This window comes from Pantoea sp. PvP021 (assembly GCF_054056055.1).
Genome location: NZ_JBSRXX010000001.1, coordinates 185,350 through 210,152 on the forward strand (window position 1 = coordinate 185,350; position 24,803 = coordinate 210,152).

19 protein-coding genes, 1 tRNA gene and 2 pseudogenes are annotated in these 24,803 nt (G+C 56.9%); 12 read left to right on the forward strand and 10 right to left on the reverse strand.

What is annotated here, in order from left to right:
• The first annotated feature begins 9 nt into the window (after nt 1–9).
• From ltnD to ACVKSX_RS00730, 5 genes are all read left to right on the forward strand, one after another.
• Nucleotides 10–915, forward strand: a complete 906-nt coding sequence (gene ltnD / locus ACVKSX_RS00710) for an L-threonate dehydrogenase (protein ID WP_029519622.1) — start codon at nt 10–12, stop codon at nt 913–915.
• Nucleotides 915–2,177, forward strand: coding sequence for a 3-oxo-tetronate kinase (gene otnK, locus ACVKSX_RS00715; RefSeq protein ID WP_354438186.1), 1,263 nt, complete (start codon nt 915–917; stop codon nt 2,175–2,177). The genes ltnD and otnK overlap by 1 nt, the downstream gene beginning before the upstream one ends.
• Nucleotides 2,170–2,814: a 3-oxo-tetronate 4-phosphate decarboxylase gene (gene otnC / locus ACVKSX_RS00720; protein ID WP_354438188.1), complete on the forward strand. Its 645-nt coding sequence runs from the start codon at nt 2,170–2,172 to the stop codon at nt 2,812–2,814. Before otnK ends, otnC begins: the two co-directional genes overlap by 8 nt.
• Nucleotides 2,814–3,599, forward strand: a complete 786-nt coding sequence (locus ACVKSX_RS00725) for an HPr family phosphocarrier protein (RefSeq protein ID WP_033778823.1) — start codon at nt 2,814–2,816, stop codon at nt 3,597–3,599. Before otnC ends, ACVKSX_RS00725 begins: the two co-directional genes overlap by 1 nt.
• A gap of 125 nt (nt 3,600–3,724) precedes the next feature.
• Nucleotides 3,725–5,080 carry a GntP family transporter gene (locus ACVKSX_RS00730; protein WP_033758358.1) on the forward strand — a complete coding sequence of 452 codons (1,356 nt, stop codon included), beginning with the start codon at nt 3,725–3,727 and terminating at the stop codon, nt 5,078–5,080.
• A gap of 58 nt (nt 5,081–5,138) precedes the next feature.
• On the opposite strand, the gene sbcB is transcribed toward ACVKSX_RS00730, so the two are convergent.
• Complete coding sequence (gene sbcB / locus ACVKSX_RS00735) at nt 5,139–6,566, reverse strand: exodeoxyribonuclease I (RefSeq protein ID WP_354438190.1); 1,428 nt, start codon at nt 6,564–6,566, stop codon at nt 5,139–5,141.
• Between the two features lie 261 nt (nt 6,567–6,827).
• A pseudogene (locus ACVKSX_RS00740) lies at nt 6,828–7,037 on the reverse strand (type VI secretion system tube protein Hcp); the annotation flags it as partial.
• Nucleotides 7,038–7,189: 152 nt separating this feature from the next.
• On the opposite strand from ACVKSX_RS00740, the gene dacD reads away from it, so the two are divergent.
• From dacD to tmaR, 3 genes are all read left to right on the forward strand, one after another.
• The gene (dacD, locus tag ACVKSX_RS00745) at nt 7,190–8,353 is read left to right on the forward strand and encodes a serine-type D-Ala-D-Ala carboxypeptidase DacD (RefSeq protein ID WP_010248019.1); all 1,164 of its coding nucleotides are present in this window, start codon (nt 7,190–7,192) and stop codon (nt 8,351–8,353) included.
• A gap of 265 nt (nt 8,354–8,618) precedes the next feature.
• A complete protein-coding gene (locus ACVKSX_RS00750; RefSeq protein ID WP_010248016.1) occupies nt 8,619–9,677 on the forward strand; it encodes an FUSC family protein in 1,059 nt (352 codons plus the stop codon).
• 160 nt (nt 9,678–9,837) lie between these two features.
• Nucleotides 9,838–10,164 carry a PTS system regulator TmaR gene (gene tmaR, locus ACVKSX_RS00755; RefSeq protein WP_004571340.1) on the forward strand — a complete coding sequence of 109 codons (327 nt, stop codon included), beginning with the start codon at nt 9,838–9,840 and terminating at the stop codon, nt 10,162–10,164.
• Between the two features lie 93 nt (nt 10,165–10,257).
• Here the strand turns inward: tmaR and ACVKSX_RS00760 are convergent, their stop codons facing one another.
• From ACVKSX_RS00760 to ACVKSX_RS00775, 4 genes and pseudogenes are all read right to left on the reverse strand, one after another.
• Nucleotides 10,258–11,319 (reverse strand): LacI family DNA-binding transcriptional regulator, encoded by a 1,062-nt coding sequence (locus ACVKSX_RS00760; RefSeq protein ID WP_354438191.1) that lies wholly within the window; start codon nt 11,317–11,319, stop codon nt 10,258–10,260.
• A 129-nt stretch (nt 11,320–11,448) separates the two neighbouring features.
• Nucleotides 11,449–12,363 (reverse strand): ketopantoate reductase family protein, encoded by a 915-nt coding sequence (locus ACVKSX_RS00765; RefSeq protein WP_031591308.1) that lies wholly within the window; start codon nt 12,361–12,363, stop codon nt 11,449–11,451.
• A gap of 185 nt (nt 12,364–12,548) precedes the next feature.
• A pseudogene (locus tag ACVKSX_RS00770) lies at nt 12,549–13,322 on the reverse strand (phosphate/phosphite/phosphonate ABC transporter substrate-binding protein).
• On the reverse strand, nt 13,315–14,277 hold the full coding sequence (locus ACVKSX_RS00775; protein WP_354438192.1) for a fatty acid desaturase: 963 nt from the start codon (nt 14,275–14,277) through the stop codon (nt 13,315–13,317). Before ACVKSX_RS00775 ends, ACVKSX_RS00770 begins: the two are co-directional and overlap by 8 nt.
• A 208-nt stretch (nt 14,278–14,485) precedes the next feature.
• Here ACVKSX_RS00775 and ACVKSX_RS00780 point away from each other — a divergent pair, with 208 nt between their 5' ends.
• The 4 genes from ACVKSX_RS00780 (at nt 14,486) to katG (ending at nt 22,529) form a co-directional block, all read left to right on the forward strand.
• On the forward strand, nt 14,486–15,508 hold the full coding sequence (locus ACVKSX_RS00780) for an LLM class flavin-dependent oxidoreductase (RefSeq protein WP_010247994.1): 1,023 nt from the start codon (nt 14,486–14,488) through the stop codon (nt 15,506–15,508).
• 424 nt (nt 15,509–15,932) lie between these two features.
• Nucleotides 15,933–17,030, forward strand: a complete 1,098-nt coding sequence (locus ACVKSX_RS00785; RefSeq protein WP_354438194.1) for an efflux RND transporter periplasmic adaptor subunit — start codon at nt 15,933–15,935, stop codon at nt 17,028–17,030.
• Nucleotides 17,027–20,122 carry an efflux RND transporter permease subunit gene (locus tag ACVKSX_RS00790; protein ID WP_354438195.1) on the forward strand — a complete coding sequence of 1,032 codons (3,096 nt, stop codon included), beginning with the start codon at nt 17,027–17,029 and terminating at the stop codon, nt 20,120–20,122. The genes ACVKSX_RS00785 and ACVKSX_RS00790 overlap by 4 nt, the downstream gene beginning before the upstream one ends.
• Nucleotides 20,123–20,309: 187 nt before the next feature.
• Nucleotides 20,310–22,529: a catalase/peroxidase HPI gene (katG, locus tag ACVKSX_RS00795; RefSeq protein ID WP_354438196.1), complete on the forward strand. Its 2,220-nt coding sequence runs from the start codon at nt 20,310–20,312 to the stop codon at nt 22,527–22,529.
• A gap of 125 nt (nt 22,530–22,654) precedes the next feature.
• Here katG and ACVKSX_RS00800 read toward each other — a convergent pair whose 3' ends face one another.
• The 4 genes from ACVKSX_RS00800 to ACVKSX_RS00815 form a co-directional block, all read right to left on the reverse strand.
• The gene (locus ACVKSX_RS00800) at nt 22,655–23,677 is read right to left on the reverse strand and encodes a type II toxin-antitoxin system HipA family toxin (protein ID WP_163640069.1); all 1,023 of its coding nucleotides are present in this window, start codon (nt 23,675–23,677) and stop codon (nt 22,655–22,657) included.
• Nucleotides 23,674–23,985 carry a HipA N-terminal domain-containing protein gene (locus ACVKSX_RS00805; protein WP_031591302.1) on the reverse strand — a complete coding sequence of 104 codons (312 nt, stop codon included), beginning with the start codon at nt 23,983–23,985 and terminating at the stop codon, nt 23,674–23,676. Before ACVKSX_RS00805 ends, ACVKSX_RS00800 begins: the two co-directional genes overlap by 4 nt.
• On the reverse strand, nt 23,970–24,314 hold the full coding sequence (locus ACVKSX_RS00810; protein ID WP_191924407.1) for an XRE family transcriptional regulator: 345 nt from the start codon (nt 24,312–24,314) through the stop codon (nt 23,970–23,972). Before ACVKSX_RS00810 ends, ACVKSX_RS00805 begins: the two co-directional genes overlap by 16 nt.
• Nucleotides 24,315–24,682: 368 nt before the next feature.
• A tRNA-Asn gene (locus tag ACVKSX_RS00815) sits at nt 24,683–24,758 on the reverse strand.
• Nucleotides 24,759–24,803: the final 45 nt, after the last annotated feature.

Consider the following 24,803-nt stretch of genomic DNA (forward strand, 5'->3'; position numbering starts at 1 on the left):
AGGCGCATCGTGCCAGCTGAAAATATCTGCGTTATCGGGTTAGGTTCCATGGGCATGGGGGCCGCGAAATCCTGCCTGCGTGCCGGTCTCAATACCTGGGGGGTCGATTTGAATCCCGCCGCGCTTGAGAACTTACGCCAGGCAGGCGCGCGTGATGCGCAGCCTTCAGCATCCGCCTTTGCAGACCAGCTTGATGCCGTTTTGCTGCTTGTGGTAAATGCGCAGCAGGTTAACGCCATTCTGTTTGGTGAAGAGGGCCTGGCCGCAAAACTGCGTCCCGGCACCGTGGTCATGGTCTCATCCACATTGTCCGCCCGGGATGCGCAGCAGATTGAACAACAGCTGGCGCAATATCAGCTGCTGATGCTGGATGCACCGGTCTCCGGCGGTGCCGCTAAAGCGGCCAGCGGTGAGATGACGGTGATGGCGTCCGGCAGTGAAGCGGCCTTTACGCAACTGCAATCTGTACTGGATGCCGTGGCAGCCAAAGTTTATCGCGTGGGCAGTGAGATCGGCCTCGGATCAACCGTCAAAATTATCCATCAGCTGCTGGCAGGTGTTCACATCGCGGTCGGGGCAGAAGCGATGGCGCTGGCGGCGCGTGCCGGCATCCCGCTGGAAACCATGTATGAAGTGGTCACCAACGCCGCAGGCAATTCATGGATGTTCGAAAACCGCATGCGGCATGTGGTGGATGGCGACTACAGCCCGAAATCGGCGGTCGATATCTTTGTGAAAGATCTCAACCTGGTGGCCGATACCGCGAAAGCCTTGCACTTCCCGCTACCGCTGGCCTCAACCGCCCTCAATATGTTCACCGAAGCCAGCAACGCCGGTTACGGCCGTGAAGATGACAGTGCAGTGATTAAAATCTTCAGCGGCATCACGCTGCCGCAGGCAGAGGAGAAAATCTGATGCGGCTTGGCGTGATAGCGGACGATTTTACCGGTGCGACTGACATTGCCAGTTTTCTGGTGCAGAACGGGCTGACCACTATTCAGTTCAACGGCATTCCTGACAGCGAGGAAACCACAGAGGCGCAGGCGATTGTGGTCAGCCTGAAGAGCCGCTCCTGTCCGGCAGACCAGGCGGTTGCTCAGTCGCTGGCTGCGCTGGCCTGGCTGCAGACGCAGGGCTGTGAGCGTTTCTACTTCAAATATTGTTCCACCTTCGACAGCACCGCGCAGGGCAATATCGGTCCGGTAACCGACGCTCTGCTGCAGGCGCTGGGTGAAACGCAGACGGTAATCTGTCCGGCGCTGCCGGTGAATGGCCGCACCGTTTATCAGGGCTACCTGTTTGTCGGCGATCAGCTGCTGTCAGATTCCGGTATGCGGCATCATCCGGTCACACCGATGCACGACAGCAACCTGCTGCGCCTGATGACATCACAGGCGACGGGCAAAGCCGGGCTGATCGCTGTGGCACAGGTCGATCAGGGCGCTGAGTCAGTACGGCAGGCGCTGGGTCAGCTGGCGGCGCAGGGGATCAACTACGTCGTAACTGACGCCCTGCATCAGGAACATCTGTTGACCCTGGGCGAAGCACTGAGCGATCTGCGCCTGGTCACCGGCGGTTCCGGGCTGGCCATCGGTCTGGCACGGCAGTGGGCAACGGCTCAGAGTGATGCAAAAGCGGAGCAGGCAGGCCGTCCGCAGGGCGATCGCGCCGTGGTGCTTTCCGGTTCCTGTTCACAGATGACCAATCGTCAGGTCGCGGTGTACCGCCAGCTGGCACCGGCCTGCGAAGTTGAGACTGAACGCTGCCTGGAAGATGCCGGGGCGTATGCCAGGCAGTTATGCGACTGGGTGGAAGCGAACAGCGATCAGGCGCTAGCACCCCTGCTGTTTGCCACCGCTGACGCACAACAATTGCAGGCGATTCAACAGCGTTATGGTGCTCAGCGCAGCAGCGAAGCGGTTGAGCAGCTGTTTGCTGCCGTCACCCGCGAGCTGAAACGGCGCGGATGGCAGCGCTTTATCGTGGCGGGTGGCGAAACCTCCGGCGTGGTCGCGCAGAGCCTGGGTGTGACGGCCTTTCATATCGGCCCGACGATTTCGCCCGGCGTGCCCTGGGTGCGCGACATTCATCAGCCGCTCTCTCTGGCACTGAAATCGGGCAATTTTGGCGATGAAGATTTCTTCCGCCGCGCGCAAACGGAGTTTACTGATGTCTGAATCTTTCTCTTTAACGGAACAGCAGGCGCGTGACGAGATGGTGCGTCTTGGCGCTTCGTTTTTTCAGCGCGGCTATGCCACCGGCTCGGCGGGCAACCTCTCAATGTTGCTGGAGGATGGCAATCTGCTGGCGACTCCCACCGGTTCATGCCTGGGTGAATTACAGGGTGACCGGCTGGCAAAAGTCACGCCTGACGGTGAATGGCTCTCAGGCGATAAACCCTCCAAAGAGATTGCGTTTCACCGCGCGCTCTATCTGAATAATCCCGACTGCAGGGCGGTGGTGCATCTGCATAGCCACTACCTGACGGCGCTCTCCTGTTTACAGGGGCTGGACACGGACAACTGCATCCGTCCGTTTACCCCCTATGTGGTGATGCGTGTCGGTGATGTGCCGGTTGTGCCTTACTACAAGCCGGGTGATGGGCGACTGGCCGAGGATCTCGCGGCGCTGGCTCCACGTTACCGTGCCTTCCTGCTGGCGAATCATGGCCCGGTAGTAGTGGGGAAATCGTTGCAGGAAGCGGCAGACAACACTGAAGAGCTGGAGGAGACCGCCCGGCTGATCTTTACCCTGAGCGACCGCCCGATCCGTTATCTCAATGATGCCGAAGTGGCAGAATTAAGGAGCCGATAATGCCGAAGTTTGCTGCTAACCTTTCGACGCAATTTACTGAATTGCCGTTTGCTGAACGCTTCGCTGCAGCGGCGGAAGCCGGTTTCACTGCCGTCGAATTTCTGTTTCCTTATGACTATCCCGCCACGCAGATCAAGCAGTGGCTTGATGATAACCAGCTGCAACTGGTGCTGTTCAATACCGCACCCGGCAACGTCGCAGCGGGTGAGTGGGGCGTTTCGGCCATCCCTGGACGGGAAGCGGAAGCAAAGGCGGATATCGATCGCGCCCTGAGCTATGCGCTGGCGCTGAACTGCCCGCAGGTGCACATCATGGCGGCGACGGTGCCGCCCGACGCTGACCGTCAGCGCTACGTTGAGACCTTTATCAGCAATATGCGTTATGCGGCTGAGCGCTTTGCGCCGCACGGCATCATCCTGCTGATTGAGGCGCTGAATCCCACCACCAAACCCAACTATCTTTATGCCAGCCAGTATCAGACGCTGGAGATGGTCGAACAGATCGATCGACCCAATGTCTTCACTCAGCTCGACCTGTTCCATGCGCAACGGGTGGATGGCAACCTCAGCCATCTGATTCGCCACTATGCCGGACGCTATCGGCACGTGCAGATTGCTTCGGCACCGGATCGTCATGAACCGGATGAGGGTGAAATCAACTACCCCTATCTCTACTCACTGCTGGATGAGGTCGGCTATTCCGGCTGGGTGGGCTGCGAATATATCCCGCGCGGCAACACTACCGCGGGTCTTGGCTGGTTTGCGCCCTGGGCGAGAAAAACCTGATTTAACGGGCTAAAAAAACCGGTGTTTCGGCACCGGTTGAGATTTTTTCGTCCTTTTTCTGACCCTGCACCTGTTTATTCTGTACGCCGATAACCTAAAAAATATAACAATTTCTGAGGTTTACTATGTCCACCGCACTGCTATTAGCCATAGCGACCGCCAGCATCGTGATCCTGCTGCTGCTGGTCATCAAAGCCAAAGTTCATCCCTTTGTCGCCCTGTTAATTGTCAGTCTGCTGGTGGCCATCGCCACCGGCATTCCGGCTGAAAAAATCATGGAGACGATTATCACGGGGATGGGCGGGCTGCTCGGGCACATCACCATCATCATCGTTCTTGGTGCCATGCTTGGGGCGATTATTGAAGCCTCGGGCGGTGCCGAGTCGCTGGCGCAGCGTTTCAGTAAAACGCTGGGGCTGAAGCGTACCGTTGCGGCATTGACCATGGCGGCCTTTATCCTTGGCATCCCGGTATTTTTTGAAGTCGGTTTTATCATTGTTATTCCGCTGATTTATGGCTTTACCAAAGTGGCGCGGGTCTCGCCGCTGAAGTTTGGCCTGCCGATGGCGGGTGTGATGCTGACGGTACATGTGGCATTGCCGACCCATCCGGGCGCAGCGGCGGCAGCCGGGATCCTGCACACCGACATGGGATGGCTGATGATACTGGGAATCGCGATTTCCGTGCCGGTCGGGATCATCGGCTACTACGTAGCGAAATTCATGAACCGTCGCCGCTACCCCCTGTCGGTGGAGGTGCTGGAACAGTTGCAGATGGCCAAGCCGGAAGGGCAGGAAAAGAAGAATGAACCGGCACCACCCGGTGCGCTCACCATCAGCGGCCTGATTGTGGTCCCGATTGTATTGATCGTGCTGGGAACTCTGTCACACACACTGCTGGCTGAAGGGAGTCTGCTGCGTAGTGTGATGACCGTGATCGGCACACCGCCGATTGCCCTGCTGATTGCCTTAGGGCTGGCGGCCTGGCTGCTGGGCGTACGGCGTGGCTGGAGCAAAGATAAGCTGGAAGATCTGACCGGCCGGGCCATTCCCACCTCTGCCAGCGTGATTCTGGTGGCCGGGGCCGGTGGTGCATTCGGCAAAGTGCTGGTGGAGTCGGGCGTGGGTAAAGCGCTGGCGGTCACGCTTGAAACGCTGCATCTGCCGCTGGTGCCAGCGGCATTTATCCTGTCGCTGGCGCTGCGTGCATCACAGGGTTCCGCCACGGTGGCGATCCTGACCACCAGCGGTTTGCTGACCCAGGCGGTGACCGGCGTGACGGATATGCAACGGGTACTGGTCACCCTGGCGGCCTGTTTTGGTGGTCTGGGATTGTCGCATGTCAATGATGCGGGATTCTGGGTGGTGACCCGTTATCTGGGACTTTCGGTGGCCGACGGTTTACGCACCTGGACGGTGCTGACAACGCTAATGGGGCTGAGCGGCTTTGCGCTGACCTGGCTGGCGTGGACCTTGCTCTGATTAAGCAGCATCAGAAAGTCTGACCCGGCAGGCGATACCGGGTCAGACTCTTAGTGCTTCAGGAAACCAACTCCTGCGCATAGAGATAGAGCGCTTTAAGCTGCCCAACCTTTTCTGCATCCGCTTCATGCAGATTCGCCAGAGCTTCCAGTTCCTGCATAAACGCCTGCACCCGATCGGCATTAAGCACGTCACGACGGTGCTGCAACCAGCGTTGCTGCTCGGCATCGTCCAGCGTGCCGGGGAAGTTACGCGCCCGGTAGCGGAACAGCAGTTTCGCTACCCGTGCACTCTCAAAGCTCAGGTCCAGCGCAGGCAGATTCGCGGGCGCGGTCTGACGGATAATATTCATCCCCGCCCGGTCGGCATCACTGAAGAAGCCATCATAGAGTTGTGTGTCCACATCATCTGACGGTGCAAACGGCTCCGCTTCGGCAAACAGCGTGACCAGTTTTTCCCGCACGTCGGGCTGCTGACGCAGCAGCGCCAGGTTCGCCAGGCAGTGCTGATGATCAATATTCAGCCGGGCCGCATCTTCCGGCCGCAGCGTACTGGCAGGCGCCAGCACCGGACACTTATTGATATGCACCAGTTTGACCGGCACCGCAGGCAGATCGCCGAGATCGTTTTTCGGCGTGTAAAGACGCTCACGCAGCGTATCGGCATCCAGTTGCAGCAGTGGTGACATGTCGCCCGCCAGATCCACCACGATCAGCGCATTGCGGTTATCGGGATGCCAGGCCAGCGGTACGATCCAGCTGGTGTTACCGCGCGCGGCACCGAACATACCGGAGACATGAACCAGCGGTTTCATCTGCGGGATATCAATCAGGTTCATCAGCTTGTTTTTGTTACGATGGGTAAACAAAAAATCAAACAGTTTTGGCTGCTTCTCTTTCACCAGCTTCGCCATCGCCAGCGTGGCGTAAACGTCGGACATGGCATCGTGCGCATTTTCATGTGACACGCCGTTTGCTTTGGTCAGATGCTCCAGCCGGAAGCTGGGAAAACCTTCTTCATTCTCCGGCCAGTTGATCCCTTCTGGCCGTAACGCGTAGCAGGCACGCATCACGTCGAGCAGGTCCCAGCGTGAGTTGCCGTTTTGCCAGGCCCAGCCATAGGGATCGTAAAAGTTGCGATAGAAGATATTGCGCGTCACTTCATCATCGAAACGCACGTTGTTGTAGCCCACCACACAGGTTTGCTCCGTGGTGAACAACGCGTGGATGCGTTCAGCGAACTCAGCTTCGATCACGCCGCGACTCATCGCTATCTGCGGGGTAATGCCGGTGATCATCACCGCTTCGGGCTGTGGCAGATAGTCATCAGGCGGACGGCAGTAGAACACTTCGGGTTCGCCGACCGGATTAAACTCACTGTCGGTGCGCAGGCCGGCAAACTGGGCTGGCCGGTCACGAGAGGGGCTGGTGCCGAAGGTCTCGTAATCGTGGAAGAGGAAAGTGGGCTGTACGCGGTCGTTATTCAAATTTCATATCCGTTCATTGCGTTCACTAAACTGATGAACAGAAAGTCATCAGGCTTCCCGTTCGCTGGATGCCTTTCTTCATCGGCGCCTGGCTGCTGGTGCGAGAGCGGTGCCTTTGCCGGGCAAGGTCATTCATGCTCAGGCTTCACTTACTACATGGTAAACCATAATCCCACTGGCCTGAAGTTTCGGATGGTAGCGGGGGGGCGTAGTATCTGACTGAGCGGTCAGGGGCAAGGAGTAAAGCGGACTTTTTACCTCTCAGGCTGTAGCTCGCGCATTCCATGAGTCACGATAGATAATATTCCCTTCGACATATTTCCAGGTTATTGCTGCATAGCGTAATTCCGGTGTTTCCAGATGCGTGCTGCTCATGCCGCTGGGTGCAAGGCAGGGCGATACCGTAGTGACCTTAACGTTTTCCAGGATGATATTGAAATATTCGGTCTCATTTCCTGCATCAATTAGCCGTTACCACCCCCCTGCAGGCATCAGCTATACTCGTCGCAGTTCATACTTTTTTTCAATTTATTCAAACCTTCACAACGCTTTTGCCGTAAAACGTGCGGCTGTTTCCGTTTCGTTTTAGAAATTTTCTCTCCCGTGCAATTAAGGATGAAGTGTTGAAAAGGCGTCTGCTGTTCACCGTTACCGCTACTGTTTTTTGGGCCTCGCTGGCGCAGGCTGATGCGATTCCCTTTCCTGTGACGCCTCCGGCGGTTGATGCGGCTTCCTGGGTGCTGATGGATGCCACTACAGGACAGGTTCTGACCGCTGGCAATCCCGATGAACGCCGTAATCCCGCCAGCCTGACCAAACTGATGACCGGTTACGTGGTTGATCGCGCCATTGACCAGAAGAAAATCAGCCGTGACGACATGGTTACGGTCGGAAAAGATGCCTGGGCGGCGGGTAATCCGGTGTTCAAAGGCTCCTCGCTGATGTTCCTGAAGCCAGGCGATAAGCTGAGCGTCCGGGATTTAAGCCGTGGCGTCATCATCGACTCCGGTAACGACGCCTGCGTTGCCCTGGCTGATTATGTGGCGGGCAGCGAAGCGAACTTCGTCGGCATGATGAATCACTACGTTGAGAAGCTCGGCCTGCAGAATACCCATTTTGAAACGGTTCATGGTCTGGATGCGCCGGGTCAGTTCTCCAGCGCGCTGGATATGGCGAAACTGTCACGCGCCATTATTGATGGTGAGCCTGATTTTTATGCCATGTACAGTGAGAAGACCCTGACCTGGAATGGCATTACCCAGAACAACCGTAATGGCCTGTTGTGGGATAATAATCTCCACGTTGATGGGTTGAAAACCGGTCACACTGAGACCGCGGGCTTTAACATCATCGCCTCGAATGTGGTGGGCAAGCATCGCCTGATCGCCGTCGTCATGGGCGGTAAAAGCCCGAAAGGCCGCGAAGAGCAGGCGCGTAAACTGCTGGTCTGGGGACAGAACACCTTTGATACCGTTCAGCTGTTCCATGCCGGTAAGAAAATTGGCAGCGAAAACGTCTGGTATGGCAATCCTCATCAGGTGGATGTGGGTACCGCAGAAGATGTTTATCTGTCACTGCCGCGCAGTGAAGTGCAGAACGTGAAGGCGAAGTACGTCATCGATCGCAAAGATCTGGAAGCCCCGCTGAAAGCCAACGAAGTCATTGGTGAAATTCAGGTGATGGATAAAGATCAGCAGATTGCCCACTATCCGCTGGTGGCGTTGAGTGCGGTTGAACCTGCAGGCGTCATTACCCGCCTGACGGATTATCTCAGGCAGAAGTTCTGATTAGCCGATTGTCAGCACTAAAACGGGTAGCCTGCGGGCTGCCCGTTTTTACTTGCACGCTGGCTGCCCTGAATGTGTTACTGAGAGCCGATAAAGGTTAAAAAATCACATTAAGTTGTTTTTAACTACCGGGAAAGTATGTGAGGCGGATGTTGATAATTGTAAGCGAACGTCAAAACTGTTTTAAATATCCGGCCCGCGCTAAGCCTGAGCCGCGTTCAGCGTTAAGATAGCCACATCATGTTCCCGCAACCGGAAAGTCATTTTGCGTCCCGATAAGCCCATATCAAAACTGGAGTTCTGGTTTTATCGCCATTATCGCTCCGTCCACGGTGTGCGTATTGCCATCGCCTTTTTGCTCTGCTTTATCTTTGTGCGGGCGACCGATATCCCTGAAGGCACCTGGCCGCTGATTACGCTGGTGGTGGTGATGGGGCCCATCTCCACCTGGGGGAATGTATTTCCGCGCGCACTGCAGCGCATCAGCGGCACGGTCGCCGGGTCAATATCCGGTCTGATCGCCCTGAAGCTGGAGCTGATCTCGATGCCGATGATGCTGGCCTGGTGCGGCGGCATCATGATGATCAGTGGCTACCTGACGCTGGGCAAACATCCCTACATGGCGTTGTTGATCGGGATTACACTGAGCGTGGTCGTGGGCGCACCAACCGGCGATTTCACGATGGCACTGTGGCGCGGCGGTGATGTGATTCTGGGATCGCTGATGGCGTTGCTGTTTACCGCTATCTGGGCGCAGCGTGCCTATACACACTGGCGCATTCAGCTCTCCGACGCGCTGGCGGAAATGGCAAAAATCTATCACGCCGGTTTCTCACCCAACCTGGTTGAAAAGCCACGCCTCAACAAGCCGCTGGGCAAATTGCTGAGCAGCGTGATCAAAATGCGGGCGCTGCTGGAGCCGTCAAGCAAAGAGACGCGCATTCCAAAATCGGTGCTTGAAGCGATCCAGACCATCAACCGTAATATGGTTTACACCATTGAGATGCAGATTAATGCCTGGTGGGCATCGCGCGAGAGCCATCTGATTATGCTTAACGCGCCTGCATTGCGCCGCACCCAGCAGATGACTGAGAACACGCTGCGGGCGCTGTCGGTCATGGCGATTGAAGGGGAAACGGAAGAGGTGGTGGCTAACAGTCACGAGCTGACCGAAATCAGTGGCGAACTGCGGCGACTGATCGCGGAAGCGGGCAGCGAAGGTCTGGAGGAGACGCCGATCTACGGCTACGTCTGGCTGACACTGGAACTGGCAAAACAGCTGGAACGGATGACCGACCTGATGCGGATGGCGCTGCGCAAATAATCACCTCAGACAATGACTTAATGTGAAACAGGGTTTCTTTGCGCTAAGATAAGAGCCAGTCTGAATTTAGCTGTGAAAATTGCTTACCTGGCGGGCTAGCCGCTAAGCTGATCGTTTTGACTCTCTCCCTGCGTCAGCAGGCTCAAAGAAAGGTGCCATCATGGAAAATGCCAAGCAATCATTTCAGGACGTACTGGAGTTCGTGCGTATGTTCCGCCGCAAAAACAAACTGCAGCGTGAAATTGTCGACAACGAGAAGAAAATTCGCGACAACCAGAAGCGCGTACTGCTGCTCGACAACCTGAGCGAATATATCAAACCCGGCATGAGCGTTGAGGCTATTCAGGAAATCATCGCCAGCATGCGTGTGGATTATGAAGATCGCGTGGATGAGTACATCATCAAAAACGCCGACCTGTCTAAAGAGCGTCGCGAGCTGTCGAAAAAGATCAAAGCGATGGGCGTGGGCGAACACCCGAAAGCGTAAGGGCAGACAGCAGCGCGCAAGCGCCAGACGTCCTATGCCAACCCGCATCCACTCCGGTGGGGCGGGTTTTTTATTGCCTGCGTCAGCGCAGGGTTATTTTCCCGCCAGCCTGCGGGCGATCACCTGTAACTGCTGTGACAGCGCCACTAAATTAACCCGCTCATCAGCAGGCGGGGCGGTGGTCTCCCGGATTACCAGCGTGGTTTCCAGCGCGTTGTCTGACGCCTCTGCTCCCTGAAGCCGGGCCAGCATCCGCTCGACGCTCTGCGAGCCGAGAAATTGCAAATCCTGCCGCACCGTGGTCAGCGGCGGCTGATACCACGCACTCTCAGCGGTGTCATCATATCCAATCACCGATATCTCGCCAGGAATGGCTACGCCATACTGATGCAGCGCCCGCATCGCACCCAACGCCATCTGATCGTTCGCCACCAGCAGCGCCTGCGGCAGATCGTCGGGAAGCTGCGCCAGCAGCGCCTGATAACCCGACTGCGCGCTCCAGTCCCCGCGCAGAGAACAGTGCGGTGTCAGCTGATGATCGGCCAGCGCCTGACGCCATGCATTTTCACGCTGACGGGCCGAGACCGAGCGCAGCGGCCCGTTTAACAAACCAATCTGACGATGACCCAGCGCCACCAGATGTTCAACGGCGGCACGTGCGCCAGAATCATTCGGGTACTGACACTGCGCTACTGCCGCCTGCGGTTCGACATCCAGAAACAGCACTGGTTTGCTGCCGCAGAGCAACTGGATCTGTTGCGCCTCATCTGCCTCCAGCGGCAGGTTGATCAGCAGTCCATCGACCCGCTGTGCCAGCAGTTCATTCACCGTTGCTGCCGCATCGTTACCACTGTCCATGGCGATCACCAGATGATAACCCGCCCCGGCGGCGCGCTGCTGGATCGCCGAGGCGATCTGCGCAGGAGCCATCAGGGCCAGGTCGCTGGTGGCCAGACCCAGCGTGCGCGTCGCCTTACCGGCCAGCTGCTGCGCCACACGATTGGGCACATAATTGAGCTGCAGCATCGCCGCCTCAACCCTTTCCCGCGTGCGGGCTGACACCTGTTCAGAACGATTTAAAACACGTGAAACGGTTTGATATGAGACGCCGGCCAGTTGAGCGACATCATCGAGGGTCACGGAGCGGGAAGTCATTGAACTCTCCAAAAGATGAAGCGACGAGTGTAGCAAATTTTCCTGCTGCACTGCTGCTGCACACCACACTTTCACGACCACAAAAACCGGGTCCGTTGCGGCACCCGGTCACGGTATCTGGCAGGGCCATTAACGCTGCTGCAGATAGACCTGAAGGTTCACATCCACCGCGTTAAGCAGTGGCGTGGCGAGACTATGGCGTTTCGCCCGCAGCAGCAGGTCACCTATCACCTGATCGGCTTCGATATCAAAGCCCTGGGTTAAATCGCGGTACATTGAGGAGGTCATCGGGGTGGCCGGATCGCTTAACAGCTCAAGAATGCGGGCAGTGGCCGCCGGACGCGTCTGATAGCCTTCGGCAGTAATGACTGACAGAATCTCCGAGAAAACACCCTGTAACAGCGCTTCGCCGCCGCGCGAGGTGAGTATCTGTTGGGTATTTCCGCGCGCCAGGCAGCAAACCGCGCCGAGCGTGCTCAGCAGCAGCCATTTTTCCCACAGCTCATCCATGATGTTATCGCTGAATCGGGTATCGACCTGACAGTCACGCAGCGCCGCATCAACCCGCTGCAGTCGCGCATCGTTGTTACCGTCCAGCGCGCCATAATAGAGCTGATGCAGCGGCGTCATCTGGATAACTTCGCCATTGTCACCCAGCGTCGCGTTGATTTTGCACAGGCCGCCAATCACCTTATCTTCGCCGAAACGCTGTTGCAGCGTCGCGATGTGCCGCAATCCGTTCAGAATCGGCATGATCAGCGTTTCCGGACCCACTGCAGGTGCAATATCCTCCATCACCTGATCAAGGGCAAAGCTCTTCACCGTCACGATAATCAGATCATAGTGGCCTGTCAGGCTGCTCGCCTGGGCCAGCTGCGGCTGTAGCGTTTCAGTGCCCTGCGGCGTCTGCAACACCAGGCCGCTGGCCTGAAGCTGCTGATAACGCCGTTCACGGACCAGAAAAGTCACGTCCTGGCCCGCCTGAGCCAGCCGTGCACCAAAATATCCACCGGTCGCGCCGGCGCCTGCCATCAGAATGCGCATCCCACTCTCCCTCTGCTGAAAACCTCTACCTTAGAACGCCGTGACCGGGCTTACCAGTCTTAGCCTCGGTCAGAGCGCGTCGGGGAGCATGAAATGAGAGGTCGGGAAAGCGCGGGCAGGGAGGTGACGATGCAGAGAAATCAGATTTTCCCTGCCCGGTAAGCAGTTCGAAACAGAGGGGTGTGTTACAGCCGGGTGACGCCCAGCGCGGCAGCCTGCTGTTCCCACGCCAGCACGCCCTGATAATCGTCTCTCTCTACCGGGCTGAATCCGCCGATCAGGTTATCGTCGCAGACGGTGCGCTAGGCAGGATCGTTCACCAGCTGATGCAGCGCCGAGCGGAGTCTCTCCAGCCGGTCCACTGACGTCGGGGCTGCCGTGATCAACGGCAATCCGGGTGCGGCTGGCGTTTCACCGATGATATGCAGGCCGCGCAGCGCATCCGGCTCATAGCGCGCCAGCAGCGCCCAGCTGACGCAGTCGATAGCCGCGATATCCGCCTGTGAATCACGCAGTGCTGCCAGCGACTGACGATGCCCACCGCTCAGCAGTAGCTGCGAAAATCTCACGCCCTGAAGCGCAGCCACAAACCGCAGCGCGTTATAGCCGGAGTGAGAGTCCAGGCTGTTAGCTACGGCCCGCTGGTCGTTAAAATCGGCCAGCGTCGCCTGTTTGTCCCGCGCCACCAGCCAGCTGCGATAGTCACGGCCGGTGCAGCCTGGGGCCTGATAGTGAAAGGTGCCGACCAGCTGAACCGCAGGAAGCTGGCTGACCAGCGGATAGCCGCAGGTCTGGCTCAGCAGCAATCGATTATCCTGCCAGTGTGTCAGCAGATCCTCAGGCCAGACCAGCTGCGTAGCGATGCCGTGCTGCGTCAGCAGGGTAACCACTGCCTGCATCAGTGCTCGTGTGGCGGGCGGGTGAATCGCATACATCGGCAAGGCGAGCAGGTTATTCATGCGTTTTCTCCGCTGATCGTCCCGGATGGACATTGACCCCGACCGGTCTGACCCAGAACTGACGCAGCCAGACCCGATAGCCCGCCACGCGAAAGCCATGATTGCGCTGGTAGTAATGCTCGCGATCGCGCAGATAGAGACGACGCAGGCCATACCAGGGGACGCCGGGGAGGTCGTGATGTACTGAATGGTAGTTCAGATTCAGGAATAGCATGCGCCACGGCCACGCCGCTTCATTATTCACCGACCGTGCCAGCGGATCGTCCGCCGCACGATGCTCATAGAAAGATCGCACTTTGGTCAGCGCCAGCGCCGGATAACTCACCGCCAGCAGATACCACAGCGGTGAAAATCCCTGCCGCGCCATCCAGAAAAACAGCAGTGCCAGCAGCGTCCCGTGCAGCAGCCACATCGCTATCGCGGATCGATCGCCACGGCGCAGTGCCTGCCACATCCCGCCGAAGGTCGCCGCTACATCCAGCAGCGGGCCGAGCAGCAACCGTCCCAAAAAAGTGTTACGCAGATGAATCAGCTGCTGCTGCCAGCGCGGTAACTTCGCCCAGCGAGCAGCGGAGAGGTAGTAGGTTTCCGGATCCTCATCCGGCTCGGTCAGGGTGTGATTGCGATGATGGGCCAGATGAGAATCGCGATAGAGTCCGTAGGGATACCAGACCGCCAGCGGCAGGGTGCCAAATAGCTGATTCACCTGCGGCCAGCGTGTGGGATGCCCGTGAATCAGCTCATGCTGGAGCGACATATACCAGCCAGTGAAGACGATCAGCAGCAGGGTGGCGGGCAGCCGTCCCAGCGTCTGCGCGTTCAGCATCACCGCAAACCAGCCGCCATAGATCACACCGATTAGCAGCCAGGTCGGCAGTTCGCTGCGCCAGAGCCAGCTGCGTGCGCGCGCTTTAAGCCAGGCGCGCTGCTGTAGAGAGAGATAACCGGTGTGCATGATTCACCTGACAGCGGAAGCGGGAATCTGAACAGTGAAAGAAAGGGCGGGCAAAGGCAAAGTGGATAATCTGCTTAGCTATGTCGAAATTCCTGAATATGGCGCTGAAAGATATTGACTATCAGTGGCGGCTCCGGGGGCGTAACCTTTCTCTATCAGAAATCGCCTTGCATCCACGGGCGTTTAACGCCTGTCAGGAGAAATACAGATGAAAAATATTGGCTTCTTATCCTTTGGTCACTGGACGCCCTCGTCGCAGTCCGCCACCCGCACCGCGCAGGATGTGTTACTGCAATCGATCGACTTAGCGGTCGCCGCCGAAGAGCTGGGCGCAGATGGCGCTTACTTCCGCGTCCACCATTTTGCCCGCCAGCTCAGCTCGCCGTTTCCGCTGCTGGCTGCCGTTGCAGCGCGTACTAAAACGATTGAGATCGGCACCGGTGTCATCGACATGCGCTACGAAAACCCGCTCTACATGGTGGAAGACGCCAGCGCGGCAGACCTGATCTCCAATGGTCGTCTGCAACTGGGTCTGAGCCGCGGTTCACCTGAGCAGGTTATCGATGGCTGGCGTTACTTCGGCTTTGAACCGAAAGCGGGAGAAAGCGATGCGGATATGGGCCGTCGTCACACCGAAGAGTTTCTGGAGGTGCTGCGCGGCGAAGGTTTTGCTAAGCCAAATCCACAGCCCATGTTCCCGAATCCGCCTGGCCTGCTGCGTCCTGAGCCGCTCTCTGAAGGTCTGCGCGACCGCATCTGGTGGGGATCCGGCTCCAACGCCACCGCAGAATGGGCGGCAAAAATGGGCATGAACCTGCAAAGTTCAACCCTGAAAGATGATGAAACCGGCGAGCCGTTCCACATTCAGCAGGCTAAACAGATCCGCGCCTACCGTGAGGCCTGGAAAGCAGCGGGGCATCAGCATGCGCCACGCGTCTCGGTCAGTCGCAGCATCTTTGCGCTGGTGAATGATATGGACCGCGCGTACTTTGGCCGCAGCGGTAACGACCAGGATTCCGTGGGCTTTCTCGATGAGAAAACCCGCGCTATCTTTGGCCGCAGCTATGCCGCAGAGCCAGAGGCGTTAATTAAGCAGCTTGCGCAGGATGAGGCGATTGCCGAAGCCGACACCCTGCTGCTCACCGTGCCAAACCAGCTTGGTGTCGCCTACAACGCCCATGTGATTGAGGCGATCCTGAAGTATGTCGCCCCGGAACTCGGCTGGCGTTAAGTGACAGAGCGCCCTGAAGAGCAGGGCGCTGTGAGATCCACCGCAGGCGCAGATGACAAAGCGCCTGCGGTGATTCTGCTGTGAACGCGCGTCATCACTCCCCGCTTTTTCTGCTTTATCCTCTCTGAACTTCTCTCTGACGAGCCATTCCAGGCCCTGACAGAGCCTTTTCGACACTCTGTTTCCAGTGTACGGAATATGCAGATTTTGTGACTTATGATTTATTTCGTCACTTGTTGCTGAATGGGATGTTTCCTCTGCTCAGGGTGGGTCTGAACCCTTCATCAACGCATTTCCCTGGTTTAACGTGTTTTCATAACCTGTATGAACGGATAATACCTTTACGCAATTTGTGACTATTGACAGTATTGGTCACATGATAAGAGAATGGCGGCACTCTCCTGCTTACTGTTGAAGGTAATCTATGCTCAGGTTCAATCCTGCCATTCTGGTTGTTTGTCTGCTGCCACTGGCGCTGGCGGGTTGCCGGGATAATTCACCCAAAGACGATCCGCGCACGCAGCCGCCGCTGGTCAGGGTCACAAAGGTCATCAGCGCCACCGATGGCAGCCGTGCGTTTAGTGGCGTCGTGGTTGCCCGGGTTCAGAGCGACCTCGGCTTTCGGGTCTCAGGAAAAATCCTCGAACGGCTGGTGGATAGCGGCCAGCGGGTGAAGCGCGGTCAGCCGCTGATGCGGCTCGACCCGGCAGATCTCCGGCTGCAGGCCCAGGCTCAGCTGCAGGCCGTTGCCGCCGCGCAGGCACGCGTCAGACAGGCCAGCGCCGATCAGGCGCGTTACCGCACTCTGGTGGCAACCGGGGCAGTTTCTGCGTCGGCATACGACCAGATTCGGGCCGCTGCGGCCACCGCTCAGGCTGAGCTGAAAGCCGCCCAGGCGCAGGCCAGCGTGGCAGGTAACGCCAGCGGATATGCGCTGCTCCTGGCTGATGACGATGGCGTGGTGATGGCAACGCTGGCGGAGCCGGGTCAGGTTGTGAGTGCCGGTGAGGCTGTCATCAGACTGGCCATAGCCGGACAGCGCGAGGCAAGTGTTCAGTTGCCGGAGACCCTGCGCCCGGCAGTGGGAAGTGAGGCAAAGGCAACGCTGTATGGCGCGGGCAGTGCGCCGGTTTCTGCCCGGCTGCGCCAACTGGCTGATGTGGCCTATCCGATGACGCGCACCTTTGAGGCGAGATATGTGCTGGAGGGCACACTGGCCAGCGCACCGCTGGGAGCCACCGTCACAATCATGCTGCCGAATAAACCGTCGCAACCGCTGCTGCAGGTTCCGCTGGCGGCGATCTACGATGCCGGTAAAGGGCCAGGCGTCTGGGATATTACCGGCCAGCCCGCTACCGTTGCCTGGCGGCCGGTGACGGTGGTGTCGATAAGTGACGAGGCGGCCACCGTCACGGGTCAGCTTAATGCTGGCGATCAGATAGTGGCGCTGGGCGCGCATCTGTTGCAGCAGGGGGAGCGCGTGCGCCCCGATGACGCTGCCGTTGCCGGGAGCCAGCCATGAGCCAGGGACGCTTTAATCTGTCAGCGCTGGCCGTGCGCGAGCGCGCCATTACGCTGTTTCTGATCATCCTGATTACCGTGGCGGGCGTCTTGTCCTTTTTCGAACTGGGACGGGCAGAAGATCCACCGTTCACCGTAAAACAGATGACGATGATCTCCGCCTGGCCAGGTGCGACGGCTCAGGAGATGCAGGATCAGGTGGCCGAGCCGCTGGAAAAGCGTCTGCAGGAGCTGAGGTGGTATGACCGTAGCGAGACGTACACGCGCCCCGGTCTGGCTTTCACTATGTTATCCCTGCAGGACAAAACGCCGCCTTCCCAGGTTCAGGAGGAGTTTTACCAGGCGCGTAAGAAGCTGGGTGATGAGAGCAGAAATCTGCCTGCCGGGGTCATCGGGCCGATGATCAACGACGAGTTCTCCGACGTGACCTTTGCACTGCTGGCGCTGAAGGCAAAAGGGGAGCCGCAGCGCCTGCTGGTTCGTGAAGCGGAATCACTGCGTCAGCGACTGCTGCATCTGCCTGGCGTGAAAAAGGTCAATATCATCGGTGAGCAGAGTGAACGCATCTATGTGTCGTTTTCACACGATCGACTGGCGACACTCGGCATCACTCCGCAGGCAATTTTTGCTGCGCTGAACGATCAGAATGTCCTGACGCCAGCGGGATCGATTGATACGCAGGGGCCGCAGGTCTTTATCCGCCTGGATGGCGCGTTCGATAAACTGGAAAAAATCCGTGAGACGCCGATTGTGGCGCAGGGGAGAAGCCTGAAGCTGGCGGACGTGGCTACGGTGACCCGGGGTTACGAAGATCCCGCCACCTTTATGGTGCGCAATCAGGGCGAACCGGCGCTGCTGCTGGGTATCGTAATGCGTGAAGGCTGGAACGGTCTGGAACTCGGCAAGGCACTGGCGGCTGAAACCGCCCGCATCAACCAGGCGATGCCGCTGGGGCTCTCACTGACTCAGGTCACCGATCAGTCCGTCAATATCCGCTCGGCGGTTGATGAATTTATGGTTAAGTTCGTCGTGGCGTTGCTGGTGGTGATGGTGGTCTGCTTTGTCAGCATGGGCTGGCGCGTTGGGGTGGTGGTCGCGGCTGCGGTGCCGCTCACCCTGGCGGTGGTGTTTGTGGTGATGGAGGCTTCCGGCAAAAACTTTGACCGCATCACGCTGGGTTCGCTGATTCTGGCGCTGGGCCTGCTGGTGGACGACGCCATTATCGCCATTGAGATGATGGTAGTGAAAATGGAAGAGGGCTACGACCGCATTAAGGCTTCTGCCTATGCCTGGAGTCATACGGCGGCACCAATGCTGGCAGGCACCCTGGTTACGGCCGTCGGGTTTATGCCCAATGGGTTTGCGCAGTCCACGGCGGGCGAGTACACCAGCAATATGTTCTGGATAGTCGGCATCGCGTTGATCGCCTCCTGGATCGTCGCGGTGGTGTTCACCCCTTATCTTGGCGTAAAGCTGCTGCCAGCCATCAAAACGGTAGAAGGCGGCCACGCAGCGATCTACAACACCCGCCACTACAACCGCTTTCGCCGCCTGCTGACCCGCGTGATTGCCCGTAAAGGCTGGGTGGCAGGCGTGGTGATTGCCCTGTTTATCGCCGCTGTGCTCGGTATGGCGCTGGTGAAAAAACAGTTTTTCCCGACCTCAGACCGGCCTGAAGTGCTGGTTGAAGTTCAGCTCCCCTACGGCAGCGCCATAGAACAGACCCGCGCAGCGGCTGAAAAGGTTGAGACATGGCTTAAACAGCAGCAGCAGGCAAAAATCGTCACCACCTATATTGGTCAGGGGCCACCGCGTTTTTATCTGGCTATGGCACCGGAACTGCCCGATCCGGCATTTGCTAAGCTGGTGGTACTGACCGACAGTCAGGACGCGCGTGAGGCACTGAAAACGCAGCTGCGCGCCGCCATTGCCAGCGGTCTGGTGCCTGAAGCGCAGGTTCGTGTGACGCAGCTGGTGTTTGGCCCATACTCCCCTTATCCGGTGGCGTGGCGGGTGATGGGGCCCGATCCGGCCCATCTGCGCTCGATTGCCGATCGGGTGGAAGCGGTCCTGCGGGCCAGCCCGATGATGAGGACGGTGAACACCGACTGGGGCGCCCCCGTGCCGACGCTGCATTTCTCACTGGATCAGAACCGGCTGCAGGCAGTGGGGCTGACATCCAGTGACGTCGCCCGGCAATTACAGTTTCTGCTGTCGGGCGTGCCTGTCACTACCGTGCGGGAAGATATCCGCGCGGTCCAGGTGATAGGGCGTGCGGCCGGAGAAACCCGGCTCGATCCGGCTAAAATCGCCGACTTCACGCTGGTGGGCGCCGCGGGTCAGCGTATTCCCTTATCGCAGATTGGTGATGTGCAGGTGAAAATGGAAGATCCCGTGCTGCGGCGGCGCGACCGCACGCCGACCATCACCGTTCGGGGTGATATCGCCGATTCCCTGGAGCCGCCTGACGTCTCGACGGCGCTGAACAAAGCCCTGCAACCGATCATCGCGACGCTGCCCGCGGGCTACCGCATTGAACTGGCCGGTTCAATAGAGGAGTCCGGTAAAGCGACCCAGGCGATGGCCCCACTGTTCCCGATCATGATTGCGATCACTCTGCTGATCATCATTCTGCAGGTGCGTTCTCTGTCGGCGATGATCATGGTCTTTCTGACTGCGCCCCTCGGGCTGATTGGCGTCGTGCCGACGCTGCTGCTGTTCAGTCAGCCGTTTGGTATTAATGCACTGGTCGGGCTGATTGCCCTGTCGGGCATCCTGATGCGTAACACGCTGATTCTGATAGGGCAGATTCACCACAATGAACAGGAGGGTCTGGCACCCTTTGATGCAGTGGTCGAAGCGACAGTGCAGCGTGCCCGTCCGGTGCTGCTGACGGCAATGGCGGCGATTCTGGCGTTTATTCCACTGACCCACTCGGTGTTCTGGGGAACGCTGGCCTATACCCTGATTGGTGGTACGCTGGGCGGCACCCTGATCACGCTGGTTTTCCTGCCCGCAATGTACGCCATCTGGTTCCGCATCCGCCTGCCGGGCAGCAAAACGGCAGTTGTGAAACCGGCGCTGTCGGAATAGTCTCAGGGTGACGGTTGCCGCTTCGCTGCTCTCTGCAGCCTGGCAGTAACCGTCAATCCATTGTTTTAAGCTTTTGAAGAAGGTGTATAAAAAGGTAAAAGCTATCAAACAGATAGGATGAGACAGGTGTGCGATCCTGAAAATCCTCTATAGAGTAGCGATGAAAATACAAAAAAGAGGTGTGACCATGAGCAATTCCATTGATGAAGATGCAAAAGATGCAAAGCCTATTGTCGAAGCCGATCGCGAAGCGCCCGAGGGCAAATGTCCTTTTCATGCCGGTAAGCCTTCTCAGGAAAATCAGGCGCCGGGCGGCGGAACAACCAACCGCGACTGGTGGCCTAATCAACTCCGGGTTGACCTGCTGAACCAGCACTCATCCCGTTCGAACCCGCTTGATGAATCCTTCGATTACCGTAAAGAATTTGCCAAATTAGATTACTCAGCGCTGAAAGCTGACATCAAAGGGTTGCTCACCGAGTCACAAGCCTGGTGGCCCGCTGACTGGGGCAGCTATATCGGCCTGTTTATTCGTATGGCCTGGCACAGCGCCGGAACCTATCGCTCCGTGGACGGACGCGGTGGTTCAGGTCGTGGTCAGCAACGCTTCGCACCCCTAAACTCCTGGCCAGACAACGTCAGTCTGGATAAAGCGCGCCGCTTACTGTGGCCGGTTAAACAGAAATATGGTCAGAAGATCTCCTGGGCCGACCTCTACATTCTGGCGGGCAACGTCGCGCTGGAAAACTCCGGATTCCGTACCTTTGGCTTTGGTGCCGGACGTGAAGATGTCTGGGAACCGGATATGGATGTGAACTGGGGCGAAGAAGCCGCCTGGCTGGAACACCGTCACCCGGAATCCCTGGCGCAGTCGCCACTAGGCGCTACCGAAATGGGTCTGATCTACGTGAACCCGGAAGGGCCGGAACACAGCGGCGATCCTGCCTCTGCGGCCCCGGCCATTCGCGCCACTTTCGGCAACATGGGCATGAACGACGAAGAGATCGTGGCATTGATTGCCGGTGGACATACGCTGGGTAAAACCCACGGTGCCGCACCGGCCAGCCACGTCGGTGTCGATCCGGAAACTGCACCGATTGAGGCGCAGGGCCTGGGCTGGGTCAACAGCCACGGCACGGGCGTTGGCGCAGATGCGATTACCTCCGGTCTGGAAGTGATCTGGTCTCAGACGCCAACCCAGTGGAGTAACTACTTCTTCGAGAACCTGTTCAAATATGAGTGGGTTCAGACGCGCAGCCCGGCGGGTGCCATCCAGTTCGTGGCAGCTGATGCCCCGGACATTATCCCGGATGCGTTTGACGCTGCGAAGAAACACAAACCGACCATGCTGGTCACCGACCTGACGCTGCGATTTGACCCGGAGTTTGAAAAGATTTCGCGTCGTTTCCACAACGATCCGCAGGCGTTCAACGAAGCCTTTGCCCGTGCCTGGTTTAAACTGACTCACCGTGATATGGGGCCAAAAGCGCGCTACATCGGACCTGAAGTCCCGCAGGAAGATCTGATCTGGCAGGATCCGCTGCCTGCACCGGTTTATCATCCAACCGTGGCGGATATCGCGCAGTTGAAAGAGAAGATCGCTGCAACCGGCCTCAGCGTCAGCGAGCTGGTTTCGGTTGCCTGGGCCTCGGCATCAACCTTCCGTGGCGGCGACAAACGTGGTGGTGCCAACGGTGCCCGCCTGGCGTTGCTGCCGCAGCGTGAGTGGGACGTCAATGCCGTCGCGGCACGCGTGCTGCCGACGCTGGAAGCAGTGCAGCGTGAAGCGCACAAGGCTTCACTGGCAGATGTGATTGTGCTGGCGGGTGTGGTCGGCGTTGAGCAGGCGGCGAAAGCAGCTGGCGTTGAAATTGACGTGCCATTTACTCCGGGCCGTGTTGATGCGCGTCAGGATCAGACCGATATCGAGTCGTTCGATCTGCTGAAACCGCGTGCAGATGGTTTCCGTAACTACGGTTCTGGCTTCGGCAAAACCACCACCGAAAATCTGCTGATCGATAAAGCGCAGCAGCTGACCCTGACCGTGCCGGAGTTAACGGTGCTGGTTGGCGGAATGCGTGCGCTGGGTGCTAACTTTGATGGCAGTCAGCACGGCATCTTCACGCACCACACAGGGACGCTGAACACAGACTTCTTCGTGAATCTGCTGGATATGCGCACCGAGTGGAAAGCCGCCGATTCGACCAATGAGAAATTTATTGGACGGGATCGCGTCACTGGCGAAACCCGTTTCACCGCCACGCGTGCCGATCTGGTATTTGGCTCCAATGCGGTGTTACGCGCCTCGGCGGAAGTCTACGCCAGCAGCGACGCCCGTGAAAAATTCGTCAAAGACTTTGTTGCCGCCTGGACCAAAGTGATGAATCTGGATCGGTTTGAACTCTGATTGCTGTTGACGTTGTAAAACCTGAAACCCGCTGATATTAGCGGGTTTTTTTATGAGAGCAGGTGAGTTATTCGACCGCTTAACTATCCTTTTACAACCCAGGTACAACAGGTTAATGGCATCATTTAAATTTCGGTCACTGCCAGTAACGTGATCCTTCGGGCCACGTAGTCAAGTACGGCTTCCCGCTGCGATTCAGGCATATGACTTTCATTATAAGTATCGATAATAAGCTGATGATGACTCACCACCTCGGAAAGCCATTTTCGTGCCAGTGTCGGATTAATATCCATACCCTGGGCAAGCAGGATAAAGTCTGCACCCAGATATTCTCCGTACTCTGAATTGATCCCCGGTGCGTTTCCTGCATCATTTTCTTCACGTTCCAGCAGGGGCAAAGCTAAATACTCTCCAAACGCTGCAGGGTAGGGCACAACGCTGATAAAGTCATAAACCGGGGCCAGCCAGGGTGAACCCTGCGGAGGCAGGATAATCCCGATATTGCGCAGATGAAAATCATTGTTTCCCAGCACATAGGCATACACGATGCGCAAAAAGAGGTCACGTTTACTCTTTAAACTGCTGTTCACTCTGGTATTCAGGAATTTAGCGGCTTTCTCGTAACTGATGGCTTTATGATTATCAATCCTGCCATATTTATCGCCGAGACCCATCGCGCCATCCAGCTGTTCCTGATGTAATCTCGCGTTATCTGACGCTGTCCGGTCATACCTTTTAATGACAAACGCCAGTTCGTCTGGCCGATTTTCATCGTGTCTGAATGGCATCAGCCCGAACGGGGGGACGTCAAATTTCAGACGCTGCATAACGCACATAGTGGCATGCTCGTTTTCTGCCAGGTGTGGGTATTCTTCCGGAGAGGGTTTCAGGATATAGGTGCCATCATTGCTGACGACCACCAGTTCTCCCTTTGCCAGGCGAAGCGACAGTTTGGGTTGATAGCCTGAAATGCTCATGCCTTTCTGACGTTCAGGGAGTTCCTGAATAAACTGACTGCGCGTAAACGGCAGGCTAAGAGCCACATTCAGACTACCCAGCAGATGCCGGATGCCTTTTGTTGAGTAGCCAGTTTTTAGCTCAGATTCTTTAAGCCGTTTTAATGTGATCAGGCAGCGTTCTGAATTCATGATGTTATCTCTTTAAAGACGACTGCCCCAAGCAAATCGTTGCCATTTTCCATCAGTAAGCCGAACAGATCTTTATCATCAATTTTTTGAATTTCAGAATAGCGTTTTCGCAACCAGCCTTCCGGCGCTAAACCTTTAAAGAAGGGATGTAGCTCTTCACTTAAATAGGGCTCAGGTCTTACCGGCATGCTGAGAGATATCGCACAGCCGACATAAGTGGGCAGGTAGCAGAAAGTATAACCGTTTTGCCCTTCACTCAGCGTTCCTGCCAGCGTGTTGTAAAGCCACACCTCTATTTTTCGAGCCATACTTTTATACCCAGTTCTTTAAGCAAGGCGTGAAGATTTATTGCCTTTGCAGAAGATGGTTTAGCAATCAGTCGTTTAAATGTTGAGAGTGATACACCAATCTGAATCGCCATCTCTTCATAGGTGATGTTTTGTCGTTTGAGTTCATTGCCCAGTAGTTGTGGCAGTGTCGGAAACGTCAGATCACTCAGCTCCGATCGGGTGTCCGGTTTGTCCGCATTTATTGCTTCTGTTGTGGCTTCTCTACTCAAAGCTAACCCCGCCAATACCTTTTGCCGATCTGACTCAGAAAGGCTTAGCAGCGAAGATTTAATCTCATCAAGGTTCATTTTTGACCTTTTCTGCAATTTCAGTACGTTTTTGAAACGATATGGTCCGACTATAGTGCTAATAGGGTCATTTTTGAACCTTTTAACGGCAGCATCTTCTCATCTTACCGCCAGACTGTGAAATATGCTGATGAAAGGTCATTTATGACACTTTAAGCCACTATTAATGCATTTGTTGCAGAGAGTATGTGGTGTAGGGGTCAGAAATGAACCTTTAAGACAGGGCAGAATCGAATGTCTAAGTATCGGGCAATAACGAAAAGAACCGGGAATTTGAAGAGGAAACAAACTTAGTAAGACGCAGAAATTTTATCAGAAGTATGAAAAGCAAAAAGCCCGCTTAGTTTCCTAAGCAGGCTTTTCAAATTTGGCTCCTCTGACTGGACTCGAACCAGTGACATACGGATTAACAGTCCGCCGTTCTACCGACTGAACTACAGAGGAATCGTTTGAACGGGGCGCATAGTAACGGCCACGCCGGGCCATGTC